Here is a 15,542-nt window from a genome sequence, read left to right on the forward strand (position 1 = left end):
AATGACATAAGTCTTTCCCTTTTTCTATAGCAGATTCTTTCATGAGGCAGGGAAAAACATGCAATATTTTTCACATATTAGTAAAGCGGACCAGGCAAAACTCTTCTATAAAATGCCGCAAATCTTTTCGAAATCTTCAGCTAGAGATGAATTGCAATATGCATTAGGTGCTGCCCTTTATATGCCTGCGACTATTCCGAACATTAGAGACCGTCTGTTTTCAGGTCAGCTGCAAGGACTGACAACGGCTGTTATTTGTTTGGAAGATGCCATTTCAGATGGTGAGGTAAAAGAGGCTGAGATTAAATTAATCCGCGAAATCAAATCAATCCATTCTATGATGCTCTCAGGTTTTCTTCACATTGATGAGCTTCCGCTGCTTTTTCTTAGGGTACGGAGTCCAGAGCAATTGGAGTATTTAGTAACGGAGTTAGGTACATCTATGGAAGTATTAACGGGAATTGCGATTCCAAAGTTCTCGACTGCAAATGGATTGCCATATTTACAACTAGTCCGCAAAGTAAATGATGAAATCGCTCCTCTCTATGCACTTCCCATCCTTGAATCTAAACAGATCATTTTCAAAGACACGAGATATGAAGAGTTAAAGGCTCTCCAACAGATGTTTTCTGAATTTAGGGAAATTATTTTAAATATTCGTATTGGTGCAACAGACTTTAGCGGATTATATGGGATTAGAAGACCGATCGATTCTACTATTTATGATATAGCTGTAGTAAGAGATGTTATCGCAGATATTATCAACTACTTTGGTCGTGAAGAAAATTATTTTACCCTATCTGCTCCGGTGTGGGAGTTTTTTTCAAAAACGGAAACTCTTCAAGCAAACACTAATGCAAATAGAAGCGGAAGTTCCCGTCAATCTCACTCAAAGGAGGAAGACGGTTTGATTCGTGAGGTTTTATTAGATATAGCGAACGGGCTCATTGGAAAAACAGTCATCCACCCTTCCCATATTGGACCTGTACAAGCCTTGCAGGCCGTTTCATACGAGAATTATATGGATGCTTCAACGATTATAAATGGAGCAGAAGCAAACATGGGTGTTTTAAAAAGTCAATACGCCAACAAAATGAATGAGACAAAACCACATCGGTTTTGGGCTGAAAAAATAATAAAGAAATCTAAGATTTATGGGGTGCTTTATGAAGAACGAACATTTGATGATCTCCTCTGGGCAGCAACAAACATTTCATATAGCGAAAAGCTTAGCCATAAAAGTTAAAATTGAACATAATCCTTACCAGCTTTCTTTGGATGATTGTTTTAAAATGGCATTAAGAAATAATAAGAAACGAGCCTTTTTATTTGTTAGTAAATGGTTAGGAAAACATATTCCAATTGAACCGAAGAAGAGTCTGTTTATTGGGGCTCTATTAGGCTATGAATATAAAAGACAAAAGCAAAACGAGAAGGTATCAGCCAGAATCATAGATTTAATTCATTCGATTTTTAATAAACCGAGAGAGCTGGATGAAAGTGAGTGGGTCTTTCAAACTGATGATCCTGTCACATTTATCGGCTTTGCTGAAACAGCTACGGCGTTAGGGTACAGTATGTTTCGCTGCTTTCCAAACTCGCGGTTTTTTCATACAACCAGAGAAGAGGTAGTGGGAAGAGATTCTTTTATTACTTTTGAAGAAGAGCACTCTCATGCAACATCACATCGCTGTTATGTGGATGAGAGTTATATAAATCATCAGGAGGAAATTGTTTTAATCGATGATGAACTAACAACAGGTAAGACTGTGCGAAATATTATTCGTTCCATCCAAAAGCATTTTCCGCGAAAACGCTATACGGTTGTCACTATTTTAGATTGGCGTTCACCAGAAGACCGGGAATTATTTAAGGAACTGGAACAAGAATGTAATTGTGAAGTTAGGGTTGTAAGCTTAATAAGAGGAACGATGACACTTAATCAAACTGGACCTTTACAATTTGATCAGAGTGAAGGGGGAGAGAAAAGTCTAAGCATCATGAATCCGGAAATTACATTGACGCATTTAAGTGCCATATGTTCTCCGCCGTTTGAAATGATCCGAAATTTTTCTTTATCTAGCAATATGGAAACATACCAAGTTCCTTTTCTTAAAGAAACAGGACGTTTTGGGCTCCAGGGTATAGAGATACCACAAATAGAGTACTGGATTAAAAATCTTGCCCAACAATTAAAAAAAGAACGGGGATCAGGGAGATTATTGTGTTTAGGGAGCGAAGAATTTATGTACCTTCCAATGCTGTTAGCTTCTGAGCTGGGAGAAGATGTTTTGTATCAGTCAACAACTAGAAGCCCGATCCACGTTCAGCAAACCCCGGATTACGGGATATTGCGCGGCAGCCATTTTCCAGCACCGATTGATGAAGAAATCAGTCACTATGTCTATAACATTCTAGAAAATCAGTATAACGAAATTTGGGTGTTCTATGAGAGAATGCCAAAGCTTGAGAATGTCGATAAAATGCGTGAAGCCCTTATGTATACAGGTGTCAAGAAAATAAACATTTTCTATTTCCTTAAAGGAGAGTAAAAATTGAAAGTTCAAAACTTCAAGACAGTCGGATCAGGAAGCTATCAGCCGCAAGACGTACAATTTTTATTGAAAGATTTAAGTCATATAACGCTAGAGGGAAGTTTGGAAGATAGAGAATTCCGTATTCAAAATAAGGCAGAACACTACAGCGAATCCCTTCCCGCTGAAAAGCTCCCCAGTTTCCAGTATCTTGAGTGCTATGAAAAAGCTCTAACTCTTAATGGTCTTTTAACAGCAGATTTAATTAAAAAGGTAAGTGTGCAATTGTATAATCTTTTTCAAGAGGAAATGGTATTGGTTTCACTGGCCCGGGCAGGAACTCCTGTTGGAATATTAATGAAAAGATATCTCTCGATGTATATGGGGAAGACTATTCCGCATTATAGTATTTCTATAATCAGAGAAAAAGGATTGGACCTGAATGCTTTAGCCTATATCAAAACGAAACATAAAAATAAGAAAGTTATTTTCATAGATGGATGGACAGGGAAAGGAAGTATTACGAGGGAGCTGTATAAAAGCTGTGAACTATTTTCAAAAAGGGAGAATGAATCGGTAGAACCAATTTTAGCCGTTTTAAGCGACCCTGCTCACAGCGCTGCCATATCTGGGACCAACGACGATATTTTGTTGCCTCATGCCTGTTTAAATGCAACTGTTTCAGGTTTAATCTCGAGGACTATTCATAATCAAAAGTGGATTAGTCCTGATGAATTTCACGGGGCAAAGCTATATAAGGAATGGTCTGACTCTGATCATTCTAACTCATATGTGGAGACAATCACTTCTTTATTTACGCCAGCTGAAATAAATCAGGGGAATGGCCTGCTTCATCCGCCGCTGTTTTTAGGTGCAGAGGAAGTAAATCAAATCGCTCATGAGTTTCACATAGAAAACATCCATTTAATTAAGCCAAGTATAGGTGAAACCACTAGAGTATTACTAAGAAGACTTCCGTGGGGGATACTTGTTAAAAACAAAAAAGACCCTCAAGTTCAGCATATTCTTGCATTGGCTGAAGAAAAGCATGTTGAAGTAATCGAATATCGTTCAATGTCCTATCGAAGCTGTGGGATCATTCAGCCGATGGGTGATGCCAAATGATTTTTGCTACAGACCTGGATCGGACTTTAATTTTTTCCAAGAGGGCCCTTTCCGAGTTCCATCAATCTGAAGAGGACCTGATTGAAGTGGAACGGACTAAACTTCATCGGTCCTATATGTCAAAATTATCGTATCAGCTCATCAAGGAATTGAATACTAAGATTACGATTATACCTATAACGACGAGAACATTTGACCAGTATAACCGGCTAGCAGTACCTTTTTTCAATAAACGGGAGAGCCATTATGTAACATCGAACGGAGCAGTTGTTATTAAAAACGGCAAACGGGATACAGAATGGGATCAAATCCTTCTTGAGAAGATGAGTCAGTTTCCCTATCCGTTTTCATCTGTAAATCAATTATTACTAACTTATGAAAATCAAAATGTCATAGATGTTCAAAGATTGGAGCATTTATATTTTTGTCTTACATTTAAAAAAGCAAATGACATAGATTTAATTGTCACAATTTTGGCAGAAATTGAGGCCATGGGATGGGAGCATTATACGCATCGCAATAAAATCTATGTGATCCCGCCTTTTTTGCAAAAAGGGAACGCAATTAAGTATATAAAGCAAAAAACCAGGGAAACGATTAGCTGGGCCGCAGGGGATTCAAGGATGGACTATTCATTTTTATCCCTCTCAGAACGCAGCTTTGTTCCGAGACACGGGGAGCTCGCTTTACATATGGATGAATCGAGCAGATGGATAAAAACGAAAACCTCCGGCTTAAAAGCTGCGGAGGAGATTCTTTTAACGATTTATAAAGAAGTATTTTTAGGTTCTTCCTTAGCTGAAGCAATAAATTTACAGGTTAGAAATAAAGAAGTACTTAACGCGAATATAAATACAAAAGTCAAAACTAAAGTAAGTATAGTAGGTAAAAAGGGAGATAACAGCAGACAAAAGAAAAGTGAATAAAAAAAGATGTCAATCCATATAAACCTTTCAAGGGATAGGATTTTGATCACTTCTTCTGTTTCATCCATATAAAGGTGTCGGGGCGGTCTCTTTATAATCCATCTCATCACTTCATCCTCCAAATAGGTGTACTCACTTTATATGCAGGATGGGCTCAGATGGTGAAACTAATTGAAACTGTTTTTAGTTTTAATCGTATACATATGTGAAACTTCACCCAATATTCACCATGTGATATCATAGAGATAATAAAATGACGAATGTTTTTCCTATTCTTTAGGAATTTGATAAGGGAAGGATTTCTATGTATCAAGATAATTTATACGGAAAGCTTCACCCAAAGATTTTATCCATTCGGGCTGAGGAATGGGAAGAAGTGTTAAAAAAAGATTTGACCAACAGGCCATCCTTTGAGATAAAACAAAATGAACTGACTTTTAGCCAAATCGTGTCACTTCATTTGGGTACTCCTTTTGACATAGATGAATACTATAACAGGCTTTATGACTATGTTCATGATCGGACATTTGGATTTGCTCATTTGGATCATTTCAATTTAGATAAGACCATTGAACAAAAAGATTTTCAGGCACTGCAAAAACTAATCTTAACAAGCCGTGAGGAAAAACTATCTATTAATCGTTTTGTAGCTTTTCTTGATGGGGAAAATTTGCTCATTCGCGATAAAAACCCAGCTATTAATAGAAGAATAAGAGAAGCTATGGTTGAGACTCTAAGATTATTTGAATCAACGGAACAAAATGGTTTACAATCAGCAAATTTGCGCAGGGTTCTTGTTGATGTGATTAAATGGGCTAAAAACCACCTTCCGATTTTACTTGATTCAAGCAATCCAGAAAAATCATTAGCAAGGGTGCTCTGGTATGGAGATGCGAATGAAAGTCAAGTCTACTTCCTCTACTACATGTATGTGCTTGGTTTTGATCTTGCTATTTTTAATCCAGCCGGGGACGATCCGATATCAAAACTAAAAAATTCAATGACGTATTCTTTTATTTATACATACCCTGATCAGTCTGAACCAGAACCATTTCCGAAAGAAAGAAGGAGGCGTCAGGCAACGGTCGCATACCGGGCATCAAGGGAAATCGAAGCAATATTAAATCATGAGGGTTCTTTATTATACAAGCCATGGCAGCTGAGAGATTATACACCTTCATCCCTTACATTAAAAACCACTTATGATGAACTATTTATTTTAATAAAAGAAAAAGCATTTGTGAGACCCGAGTTTGAAGTAAAAAATGGTCATGTCAATATTCCTTCTATTTTCGCAAAAATAATGGGGGTTTCGCGAGACCGAAAAGAATATTGGGAACGTATACAATTTTTAATGCAGCTCCCCCATACACAACTCATACAGCAATTTCCTTTTACCCGTCCGGTCAACAACGATTTCCGCTTTCACTATCAGGATGCATTAGGACAAGACGGATTGCTCTCACCAGAAAAAATGATGCGATCCCATTATTGGAAATATAAGCATTTGGCTACGGGGTTACAAAAAGGTATCGCGCATGCGATCAGGACATTATGCAGCCGTCCCAGTCTGCTCCCTGTACACGGTGAGTCAAAAGAAGAAGTCAATATTTACATGTTCACGCAAAGTATGCAGATCCCTGCAAATATATTACAGCTTCTGCAAACGTTTGACTATTCGCAGGATGTACCAACGTTAGTCCTGTACAATAATGAATTAAATGGCCAGTTGTCCCGTTCTGATGCAGTTATACTTTTATTGTTAAATCAATTTGGGGTCGATATAGTTCTTTATAATCCGCCTGGACACAACGATTTAGAAAATTACATGGATCCAGATAAATTCGATACCCATTGGTTAGATGATATGGTTTTTAACTTAGAGTTTAAAGAACCATCCATTATAAAAAAGATTTTTTCACAAGGATTTCTTAAAAATTTGAGAGGTGATTAGTGATGGCAAATTCTTTACAAACGGATACCCAGCAACAATTAGTAACAACAATGCCTGATGACAAAATTACAGAATCAAAAGTACCCGAAATTAAATTAAAACTTCGAAATGAGCCGGATGTACAACAGCTGGCAAGCAGAATTGACGAAAGAGACCAAATTCAAATTTTAGAATTCGGTAAAGAGCCTGCTGAACAGATTTCCCGTTTTTCTGATCAAATATTATCCAATATGAGAACAACCAAGGTTGAAGATTCCGGCGTGTTATTAAAGCAGCTTGGAAAAATTATGGATAAGTTTGATAAAAAGGATTTTGAACAAACAGGCGGTGGTCTTTTCGGAAAACTCTTTAAACGGGGCGAGAAACTGATTGAAAAACTGTTTGGCAAGTATCAGACGATGGGAGCAGAGATTGACAAAATCTATGTTGAGATTTCTAAGTATCAAGGGGAAATGGTAGATTCAACCAACATGCTTGAGAATATGTACGAAGAGAACTATCAATATTATTTAACCCTAGAAAAATATATTGTAGCCGGAGAGCTTAAGTCAGAACAAATAAGAAATGAAGTGCTTCCTCAATTAGAGCAAAAAGCTCAAGCTGGAGACCAGGTTGCCGGAATGCAGCTGGATTCTCTAAAAAATACGCTTGAGCTTTTAGAACAAAGAATTTATGACTTAGAAATGGCTAAAATGGTATCCCTTCAAACGGCACCGCAAATTCGGATGCTCCAACGGGGGAATACAAAACTAATCGGGAAAATTAACTCTGCGTTTGTAACAACAATTCCGATCTTTAAAAATGGTTTGATTCAAGCCGTTGCAGCCAAAAGACAAAAGCTTGTTGCTGATTCAATGTCTGAATTAGACCGGCGAACCAATGAAATGCTCGTCCGCAATGCACAAAATATATCCAAACAAAGTACAGATATTGCCCGTCTTGCTGGCAGCCCAAGCATTAAGATCGAAACGATTGAAGAAACATGGAATATTATCATGAAGGGTATGGAAGAAACAAAGAGAATTGAAGACGAGAATAAACGTCTGCGTGAAGAAGGTACGAAGAAACTAGAACAACTGCAGACAAATTTTAAAAATATGAAACGTTAATGAAATCTTATCGTATAGTAGAATAGAAAAACAGAAAAGGGAGAGGTACGAATGGCGATATCATTACAAAAAGGACAAAGAGTCGATTTAACAAAAGGGAATGCAGGCTTAACAAAAATTATGGTTGGTCTAGGCTGGGATCCTGTTCAGTCCAAAAGTGGCGGAGGTTTATTAGGTTCATTGTTTGGCGGCGGTTCTTCCAATAATGTAGACTGCGATGCGTCTGTATTTATGTTAAATGAAAATGAAAAAATAACATCTAATCAAAATATTATTTATTTTGGGAATTTAAGAAGCAGCGACGGCAGTGTAGCTCATTCCGGCGATAATCTTACTGGTGATGGAGCTGGAGATGACGAACAAATCATGATTGACCTGCAAAAGATTCCCGCTAATATCCATAAGCTTGTTTTTGTTGTGAATATTTACGACAGTGTAAAAAGAAAACAACACTTTGGCATGATTAGAAATGCATTTATTCGTGTGGTGAATTCTTCAAACAATCAAGAAATGATTCATTACAACCTAACGGATGATTATAACGGCCAAACCAGTTTAATTGTTGGAGAAATTTATCGTCATGGGCAAGACTGGAAATTTGCTGCAGTCGGAACGGGTACTCAAGACCCTGGTTTGCGTGAATTAGTAAGAAGATATCAATAAAAGCAATTCAAGAGGAGGAATAAGGATGAGCATTAATCTTCAAAAAGGGCAAAAAATCGATTTAACCAAAACAAACCCAGGATTAACAAAGGTTATGGTCGGATTAGGCTGGGACATCAATCGCTACGACGGGAAAAATGACTTTGACTTAGATGCCTCTGCTTTTTTAACGGATGAAAATGGAAAGGTAATCAATGATTCTGACTTTATTTTTTATAATCAATTAAAGCATCCTTCCGGCTGTATTGAACACACAGGTGATAATCGGACTGGTGAAGGTGATGGAGATGATGAACAGATCTTAATTGACTTCAGCAAGGTTCCATCAACCATACATAGAATTGCTGTTGCGGTTACGATTCACGATGCGGATACCCGTTCACAAAACTTCGGTCAGGTGAGTAACTCCTATGTACGAGTAGTAAATGATGAGACACACGTTGAATTATTGCGTTTTGATCTGGGAGAGGACTTCTCTGTTGAAACAGCTTTAGTGGTTTGTGAACTGTATCGTCATAATGGCGAATGGAAGTTTAATGCAATTGGAAGCGGATTTCAGGGCGGACTCGCTGCCCTTTGCAGAAACTACGGGCTCCAAGTGTAGATACGATCTGTATTTAAAGTGGATGACAAAAAAGATGTTGGCAATCATGTCTTGTGATTGCCAATAATTTTTTACTCGAATTTTTATGACTATAAATTTGTTAAACACCCGATATGTTATAATAGTGTTACAAAAATATTAACGCATCAATTCGGGTGGGATATTTATGCCAAAATATATAACATTCATCTTTGTATTAATCCTCCCTTTTTCTTTATTTCAATCCGCTGAAATGATGTCACCAATAGGTGTTCAACTAAAGGAAATTAGTATAAATTCAGAATTAAAACAGAATTTATCTTTAGACAATCCTAGTTTAATAGAATCAATCGTATTATTGCCTGACAATCATACTTATGACGAGTTTGAAGCAGCCAAAATGATTATGCGATTAGATAATCTGCCGCCAGAGGTGCTAAAACGCGCAGTAGAGGAAGGAATTCATGTAAGATTATTTAACGAGGAGTTAACAGACTTCCCTTCGACTCAACACTTAAAAGGGGTTACTCCGAGAGGATACGAGGATCGGGATACTACCTGGGATGAAGTGCCGGGAATTGGCGGTTCAGAGCTGGTCCTTGTTAAAATTGGCCATAGTGAAAAAGGAGATGGTCATGGGTCTATTAATCTGGAACTTCATGAATTTGCCCATTCACTTGATCACTTTGTGTTTGGGGATGTTCGTCTTGACATTCGCTTTCTCACCGTTTGGGAACAAGAGGCGCCTTTTATATTTCCTGGTGATTCCTACTTTCTTTCTTATCCTGAGGAATATTTTGCTGAAACCTTTGCCATGTATTTTTACACCCAAGGGTCTAGAACTAGTCTACAAGAATTGGCCCCTTTAACTTTTGAGTATATTACTAGTATCACATCATTTTAATGAATAGAAAGAGGTTATGGAAACAATGGAGCAATACTTAGAGCTTTGCAGGCATGTTTTGTCTAGTGGATCGAAAAAAGAGGACAGGACTGGAACGGGGACGATTAGTACATTTGGTTACCAAATGAGATTTAATCTGGAAGAGGGATTTCCTTTATTAACAACGAAAAAGCTGCATATAAGATCAATTATTTATGAACTCCTATGGTTTTTAAAGGGAGCTACAAATGTACAATATTTGCAAGAAAATGGAGTCCGTATCTGGAATGAGTGGGCTGATGAAAATGGTGAGTTGGGGCCGGTTTATGGAGCGCAATGGAGATCCTGGCCAGATCATCATACAGGGGGAACGATTGATCAGATTACTCAACTGGTAGACATGATTAAAACAAACCCTGATTCACGCCGATTAATCGTGAATGCATGGAATGTAGCTGATATTCCGAAAATGGCGCTTCCTCCATGTCATTGTCTGTTTCAGTTTTATGTCAATGATGGAAAGCTGTCCTGTCAATTGTACCAGCGATCTGCCGATGTATTTTTAGGCGTTCCGTTTAATATTGCCTCCTATGCATTGTTAACCCATATGATTGCTCATGTAACAGGTTTAAAAGTCGGTGAGTTTATCCATACTTTTGGTGATGTGCATATTTATCAAAATCATGTTGAACAAGTAAAACTGCAGCTTACAAGAGATCCAAAACCGCTGCCAACACTGAAAATTAACAAAGAGGTTAAAGATATCTTTTCTTTCCAATATGAAGATTTTGAACTGCTTAATTATGAAGCTCATCCGCATATTAAAGGAGTCGTAAGTGTATGATATCTTGTCTGTTAGCCATGGATCGCAACCAGGGGATTGGCTATAAAAATGATTTGCCCTGGCATCTTCCCGAAGATCTCAAATATTTTAAAAGGGTGACCATGGGTCATACGATTGTGATGGGAAGAAAAACGTTTGATTCGATTGGAAAAGCTTTGCCAGGCAGAAATAACGTAATAATGACAAGAGACACACACTACGATCACCCTGAAGGAACTGAAGTCATCCATTCTGTGGATGACCTAGTTTCGATAAATAAACAAAAACCGGAAGAAGAATTTTTTGTAATTGGCGGTGCCGAGATCTTTAGACAGGTTCTCCCTTTTACTGACAGACTCTATATTACATTTATTGAAGCTGAGTATAAGACTGATACTTATTTTCCGAAAATCAATTGGGATGAATGGAACCTTGTTTCCTCCATACCTGGGGAAAAGCAACAGGAAGCAGGAGTGGAGTATGAATTTCGTGTTTATGAAAAAATGCAAGACTAATATTAAATCTGGAAACCAGACTGCCTTCGCCAAAAGCGAAGGTTCTTTATTACGGACGAGAGAAGGAGGGAAAGCGCGTGTGTGGACGGTATTCTTTAACAATGGAAGCGGAGGATATTATCGAAGCATTTTTAATCGATGAATTTTTAGCTGAAGATTGGAAACCACGGTATAACATTGCTCCCAGTCAAATAGTTTTAGGTGCAGTAGAGGCGAATGGAAAAAGAAGAGCCGGGTATTTTTATTGGGGACTGACACCAAAGTGGGTAAAGGAATCACAGAAGGGGAAACCTTTAATTAACGCGCGTGCTGAGACAGTTTCTGAGAAGATGAGTTTTAAGCATCTGATTAATAAAAGAAGATGTGTTCTATTTGCAGATGGATTTTACGAATGGGACAAAGAAAGACAGCCATTTCGGTTCGTCAGAAAAGGAAACGAGCCGTTTGCTTTTGCAGCATTATGGGATCTTAGCGATGCAAGCGGAGGAAAAAAGCCAACCTGTACCATTTTAACAACAGCTCCAAATACAAGGGTTGAAGCTGTCCATGACCGAATGCCGGTCATATTAAGAGAGGAACAATTATCTTTATGGCTTGATCATCAAGTGCCGTTTGGGCAAGTTCAATCACAACTGGCGCCATTTCCTGCGGATGATATGGAGACGTATCAAGTTTCCGAGCAGGTTAACTCACCAAAGAATGACAGCCCTTCGATCCTGCAAAAAATTTAATGAATTTTACGCATAATATGACACTATTTGCCTTCTCTTTAGGCTATAATAGAGGAAACGGTTAAAAAAGAGGATTGATAGTTTGCTTTGGAAAACTTTAGAATTCAAGACGTTAAGCGGTCAGAAAGTGAAGGTTATGGAAATACCTGTATTGGAGGAGGATCCGTTACTGCAATTATTAATTAAAGAGCATTTACAATCCTTTATTTACACCATTAATCAAAGAAACCAACCAAATCATTGCTATTCATTTAATGAATATTTAAAGAAGACACTTAAATGGAATATATATGAACGTTTGATTCATGAAAGTCCATTACCATATCATGCATAATCTCCTGAGCCAGATTGCATAGACAGTCTGGTTTTTTTTATAGTATATAGTAAATGTGCAGCATAGCATTTGTACAGAAATAGGATGTGAACCAATGAATAAGACGATCATTGTAACTGATTCAACAGTTGATTTATCAAATGAAGAAGCGATTCAACATAATATTGAAATAGTCCCGCTCTCGATTTCCATTGATGGAGAGCATTTTACGGATCGAGTAGATATAACGCCGAATGAATTCATTAAGAGAATGAAAGAATCAGATGAGCTTCCTAAGAGCTCTCAGCCGCCAGTTGGCATGTTTCTTGAAAAATATGAAAAATGGATTAGCCAAGGTTATGAAATCTTATCCATTCATATGGCTTCTGAATTAAGCGGAACAGTCCGTGCTGCTGAACAGGCTGCACAGATGGCATCCGGCAAAGTGACAGTGTTTGATTCTCGTTTTATCTCAAAGGGTCTTGCTTTTCAGGTATTAGAAGCAGCTAAGCTTGCTAAAAATGGAAGTTCGGCAGATGAAATTCTGAAAAGGCTTGAAAAAGTCAAGCAGGCTACCCATTTGTATATAGTCGTGGACACGTTAGAAAATCTGGTAAAAGGCGGTCGAATCGGTAAGGGAAGGGCTTTAATCGGTTCCCTTCTAAATATTAAACCGATAGCCAAACTAGAGAATGGTCAATATACCCCAGTCAAAAAGGTTAGAAGTCACTCCCAGGCGGTAAGCTTTCTCGTTAAACAATTTTTAGAAGATGTTAAGGGGAATACGTTAAAAGGTGTTGCACTCGTACATGCGGATGGCCAGTCATTAGCGTCTTCAATCAAAAAGAAAATAGATGAGCTGCAATTGTTTCATCCTGTAAGCATTGAGGAAACAACTCCCGTTATATCAACCCATACCGGGCCGGGTGCTGTTGCACTCATCTATTATGCCGAGTAAATGTCCAAACTCACTTGTTCAAAAAATGACAAGTGAGTTTTTTCTATAACAGGCATTTTGTTCCGACAAATTTATCCAAAATTTTTATCAAGTCATAACGAATGTTTAAATGTCACAAACTTTTCAAGCATTGCTTTGGTGCGGGACGTCTCCTCTGTTACAATAATAGTGGATATTTCACTGTAAGCGAGGTTTAATCGTATGAAACGTTCATTATCAATTATACTCATGGCAATTCTTGTATTACTTTCAGGCTGCTCTGGGGGAGACATCCCAGATAAATTAGACTATGAAATTGAAGCATTTGAGTTTACCAACCAAGATGGTGAAACAGTATCGTTAGAGGATTTAAAAGGAAAAGTTTGGGTTGCGGATTTTGTTTTTACGAGTTGTGACGACGTGTGCCTGCCTATGACCTTTAACATGTCAAAAATTCAGGATCTTGTTAAGGAAGAAGGTTTAGAGAACGTTGAATTTGTTTCCTTTAGCGTGGATCCCGAAGTAGATCAGCCACAGGTGTTAAAAGAATTTGGTGAAAAATTTGGGGCTGATTTTGCAAACTGGAACTTTTTAACCGGTTATTCACAAGACAAAATTGAATTATTTGCACGCGAGAGTTTTACCACATTAGTTGTAAAGCCAGAGGAAGGGGATCAGGTGGCCCACGGAACTTCGTTTTACTTAGTAGATCAAACAGGTACAGTTGTCAAAGACTATAGCGGCGTGACCGATGTTCCTTATGAAACCATAATTGAACACATCAAGATACTGCAACAATAGAAAGGTAAGAAAATATAAGATTTATCTCTATCGCGGTCAATCTGCCGCGGTATTTTTATTTTTGGCAACATTTAAGGGATGAATATTTGTGAAAGTTGTAATTCAAAAATCATACTGCTAAAATGATTGAATATGAAAGGAGTGTATATATGAAGCAGATTTTGACTATTTTTTTGTATACCCTCCTCATGGTAACCTTTGTATCGGGTTGTTCCACCATGACCACTAAACTTCATTCTACTCGTGATTTAACTGAAGGTAACGAAAATGATCTTTTTAAAAATAGTTTTCCTTTGGATTTTATTCCTAGAACAATTGAGATAGCAGCAATTGGCGACTCATTAACGAAAGGGGTAGGCAGCAGTTCGATTTCCGGGGGATATTTGCCTTATTTAGAGTCAGCGCTGATGGAAACGGGATCTTTCCTAGACATCAAAATGAATAATTTTGGTGTGAGAGGCGAACGGACGGATGAGCTCCTTAAAAGGCTTCGAAATCAGGAAATCATAAATACGTTGAAAACAGCGGATGTTATCCTGGTCACAACTGGCGGAAATGATATTATGAAAGTAATAAAGGGCAACATCAGCCAATTAGATATCTCGGACTTTGAGAATGCATTACCTGACTATGAAAAGAATATCTCGCAATTATTACAGCAAATTCGAAATATTAATGAGGAAGCAACCGTATATTTACTAGGAGTATACAATCCGTTATCCAGCTTAATTCCGCAAATCCAGGAATTTAACACGATTATTGACATGTGGAATCAAGTCAGTCAGGATCAAGTTAACCATTATTCCAATATGTTTTTTGTTGATATTGCATCTATTTTTGCTGAGGGACTTAATGTTTTATTTGAGGAGGACTTTTTTCATCCCAATGATCTTGGGTATGAAAAAATGGCATCCGCTATTTATAACGAAATGATTTTTTCTAGAAGAATCAATTCGTGGGGGACTCCGATGATACAGGCAGGCAGGAATGAGGAGTAACAATGAAATGGAAACCATCCTGGAAGTCAGCATTCTGGATATTAGTTGGAATTGAATTTTTTATAGTGCTTGTATTGCTAATTATCGTAAATGAGCCTGTTGAGAGAAAGCATTTGGCAGATACAGAATTAGCTGAGGAGAATTTTATCCCTATTTCTGTACAAGCAGATAAAAAGGCTATTAATGATTTAATTCAAAGATATTTAGACGAAAAGGGGTCGCTAGGACCGGTAAACTATTCGGTCTATGTCAATAATGATGTCGAATTAATTGGGACATTTGAGGTATTTGAAGAGGAAATAGATTTTAAAATGGACTTTTCCGCCAAAGTCTTAGATAACGGAGATTTATGGCTGGAAGAAAAATCTTTGCAGGTTGGCGGTCTCGAAATCCCTTCTGCTTACATTCTAAAATTTGTCCAAAAGAAATACTCGCTTCCAGAATGGGTTTCGATTTACCCAAATGATCATATCATCTACATTGCGATTTCGAAAATGGAACTAAATGATGGCACTCGTCTCCGAATGAAGCATTTTAATTTGGCAGAAAATAGAATTGAAGTTGATTTATTAATTCCAAAAAAATAAGGGAAAGATATGGAACTCAAAAACGCTTGTCTTTGTCATAAATTAGCGTTAAAATGCCTA

The 15,542-nt window shown here is 37.7% G+C and carries 17 protein-coding genes; all 17 read left to right on the forward strand.

The annotated features are described in order from the left end of the window. Positions 1 to 58: 58 nt before the first annotated feature. Positions 59 to 1,246, forward strand: coding sequence for an HpcH/HpaI aldolase/citrate lyase family protein (locus CRO56_RS05565; RefSeq protein ID WP_097157622.1), 1,188 nt, complete (start codon positions 59 to 61; stop codon positions 1,244 to 1,246). After that, positions 1,167 to 2,552: a phosphoribosyltransferase family protein gene (locus CRO56_RS05570; RefSeq protein WP_179714184.1), complete on the forward strand. Its 1,386-nt coding sequence runs from the start codon at positions 1,167 to 1,169 to the stop codon at positions 2,550 to 2,552. Before CRO56_RS05565 ends, CRO56_RS05570 begins: the two co-directional genes overlap by 80 nt. A gap of 3 nt (positions 2,553 to 2,555) precedes the next feature. Continuing rightward, positions 2,556 to 3,659, forward strand: a complete 1,104-nt coding sequence (locus CRO56_RS05575) for a cysteine protease StiP family protein (RefSeq protein WP_097157624.1) — start codon at positions 2,556 to 2,558, stop codon at positions 3,657 to 3,659. After that, complete coding sequence (locus tag CRO56_RS05580; protein WP_097157625.1) at positions 3,656 to 4,585, forward strand: HAD family hydrolase; 930 nt, start codon at positions 3,656 to 3,658, stop codon at positions 4,583 to 4,585. Before CRO56_RS05575 ends, CRO56_RS05580 begins: the two co-directional genes overlap by 4 nt. A gap of 304 nt (positions 4,586 to 4,889) precedes the next feature. Further along, complete coding sequence (locus CRO56_RS05585; protein WP_097157626.1) at positions 4,890 to 6,539, forward strand: YceG family protein; 1,650 nt, start codon at positions 4,890 to 4,892, stop codon at positions 6,537 to 6,539. A 2-nt stretch (positions 6,540 to 6,541) separates the two neighbouring features. Next, positions 6,542 to 7,648, forward strand: coding sequence for a toxic anion resistance protein (locus CRO56_RS05590; RefSeq protein ID WP_179714185.1), 1,107 nt, complete (start codon positions 6,542 to 6,544; stop codon positions 7,646 to 7,648). Positions 7,649 to 7,699: 51 nt separating this feature from the next. Further along, the gene (locus CRO56_RS05595) at positions 7,700 to 8,311 is read left to right on the forward strand and encodes a TerD family protein (RefSeq protein WP_097157627.1); all 612 of its coding nucleotides are present in this window, start codon (positions 7,700 to 7,702) and stop codon (positions 8,309 to 8,311) included. Between the two features lie 25 nt (positions 8,312 to 8,336). Then, on the forward strand, positions 8,337 to 8,915 hold the full coding sequence (locus tag CRO56_RS05600) for a TerD family protein (RefSeq protein WP_097157628.1): 579 nt from the start codon (positions 8,337 to 8,339) through the stop codon (positions 8,913 to 8,915). A gap of 166 nt (positions 8,916 to 9,081) precedes the next feature. Continuing rightward, complete coding sequence (locus tag CRO56_RS05605; RefSeq protein ID WP_097157629.1) at positions 9,082 to 9,798, forward strand: anthrax toxin lethal factor-related metalloendopeptidase; 717 nt, start codon at positions 9,082 to 9,084, stop codon at positions 9,796 to 9,798. Between the two features lie 25 nt (positions 9,799 to 9,823). Beyond that, on the forward strand, positions 9,824 to 10,621 hold the full coding sequence (locus tag CRO56_RS05610; RefSeq protein WP_097157630.1) for a thymidylate synthase: 798 nt from the start codon (positions 9,824 to 9,826) through the stop codon (positions 10,619 to 10,621). Further along, on the forward strand, positions 10,618 to 11,115 hold the full coding sequence (locus tag CRO56_RS05615) for a dihydrofolate reductase (RefSeq protein WP_097157631.1): 498 nt from the start codon (positions 10,618 to 10,620) through the stop codon (positions 11,113 to 11,115). The genes CRO56_RS05610 and CRO56_RS05615 overlap by 4 nt, the downstream gene beginning before the upstream one ends. A 77-nt stretch (positions 11,116 to 11,192) precedes the next feature. Next, on the forward strand, positions 11,193 to 11,846 hold the full coding sequence (locus tag CRO56_RS05620) for an SOS response-associated peptidase (RefSeq protein WP_097157632.1): 654 nt from the start codon (positions 11,193 to 11,195) through the stop codon (positions 11,844 to 11,846). A gap of 82 nt (positions 11,847 to 11,928) precedes the next feature. Next, positions 11,929 to 12,180, forward strand: a complete 252-nt coding sequence (locus CRO56_RS05625; protein ID WP_097157633.1) for a DUF2535 family protein — start codon at positions 11,929 to 11,931, stop codon at positions 12,178 to 12,180. A gap of 94 nt (positions 12,181 to 12,274) precedes the next feature. Next, complete coding sequence (locus CRO56_RS05630; protein WP_097157634.1) at positions 12,275 to 13,117, forward strand: DegV family protein; 843 nt, start codon at positions 12,275 to 12,277, stop codon at positions 13,115 to 13,117. 201 nt (positions 13,118 to 13,318) lie between these two features. Next, positions 13,319 to 13,897 (forward strand): SCO family protein, encoded by a 579-nt coding sequence (locus CRO56_RS05635; protein WP_097157635.1) that lies wholly within the window; start codon positions 13,319 to 13,321, stop codon positions 13,895 to 13,897. Positions 13,898 to 14,046: 149 nt separating this feature from the next. Beyond that, positions 14,047 to 14,895: a GDSL-type esterase/lipase family protein gene (locus CRO56_RS05640; RefSeq protein ID WP_179714186.1), complete on the forward strand. Its 849-nt coding sequence runs from the start codon at positions 14,047 to 14,049 to the stop codon at positions 14,893 to 14,895. Positions 14,896 to 14,897: 2 nt separating this feature from the next. Beyond that, complete coding sequence (locus CRO56_RS05645) at positions 14,898 to 15,482, forward strand: YpmS family protein (protein ID WP_097157637.1); 585 nt, start codon at positions 14,898 to 14,900, stop codon at positions 15,480 to 15,482. The last annotated feature ends 60 nt before the right edge of the window (positions 15,483 to 15,542 follow it).

Origin of the sequence: Bacillus oleivorans, from assembly GCF_900207585.1 — a bacterium.
GTDB lineage: Bacteria > Bacillota > Bacilli > Bacillales > JC228 > Bacillus_BF > Bacillus_BF oleivorans.

What these genes read in the sequence shown, in the direction of transcription:
- CRO56_RS05590 (WP_179714185.1), top strand. Translation starts at nt 6,542, where the DNA reads ATGGCAAATTCTTTACAAACGGATACCCAGCAACAATTAGTAACAACA.
- CRO56_RS05580 (WP_097157625.1), top strand. Translation starts at nt 3,656, where the DNA reads ATGATTTTTGCTACAGACCTGGATCGGACTTTAATTTTTTCCAAGAGG.
- CRO56_RS05570 (WP_179714184.1), top strand. Translation starts at nt 1,167, where the DNA reads ATGAAGAACGAACATTTGATGATCTCCTCTGGGCAGCAACAAACATTT.
- CRO56_RS05610 (WP_097157630.1), top strand. Translation starts at nt 9,824, where the DNA reads ATGGAGCAATACTTAGAGCTTTGCAGGCATGTTTTGTCTAGTGGATCG.
- CRO56_RS05635 (WP_097157635.1), top strand. Translation starts at nt 13,319, where the DNA reads ATGAAACGTTCATTATCAATTATACTCATGGCAATTCTTGTATTACTT.
- CRO56_RS05645 (WP_097157637.1), top strand. Translation starts at nt 14,898, where the DNA reads ATGAAATGGAAACCATCCTGGAAGTCAGCATTCTGGATATTAGTTGGA.
- CRO56_RS05640 (WP_179714186.1), top strand. Translation starts at nt 14,047, where the DNA reads ATGAAGCAGATTTTGACTATTTTTTTGTATACCCTCCTCATGGTAACC.
- CRO56_RS05615 (WP_097157631.1), top strand. Translation starts at nt 10,618, where the DNA reads ATGATATCTTGTCTGTTAGCCATGGATCGCAACCAGGGGATTGGCTAT.
- CRO56_RS05630 (WP_097157634.1), top strand. Translation starts at nt 12,275, where the DNA reads ATGAATAAGACGATCATTGTAACTGATTCAACAGTTGATTTATCAAAT.
- CRO56_RS05605 (WP_097157629.1), top strand. Translation starts at nt 9,082, where the DNA reads ATGCCAAAATATATAACATTCATCTTTGTATTAATCCTCCCTTTTTCT.
- CRO56_RS05595 (WP_097157627.1), top strand. Translation starts at nt 7,700, where the DNA reads ATGGCGATATCATTACAAAAAGGACAAAGAGTCGATTTAACAAAAGGG.
- CRO56_RS05600 (WP_097157628.1), top strand. Translation starts at nt 8,337, where the DNA reads ATGAGCATTAATCTTCAAAAAGGGCAAAAAATCGATTTAACCAAAACA.
- CRO56_RS05565 (WP_097157622.1), top strand. Translation starts at nt 59, where the DNA reads ATGCAATATTTTTCACATATTAGTAAAGCGGACCAGGCAAAACTCTTC.
- CRO56_RS05585 (WP_097157626.1), top strand. Translation starts at nt 4,890, where the DNA reads ATGTATCAAGATAATTTATACGGAAAGCTTCACCCAAAGATTTTATCC.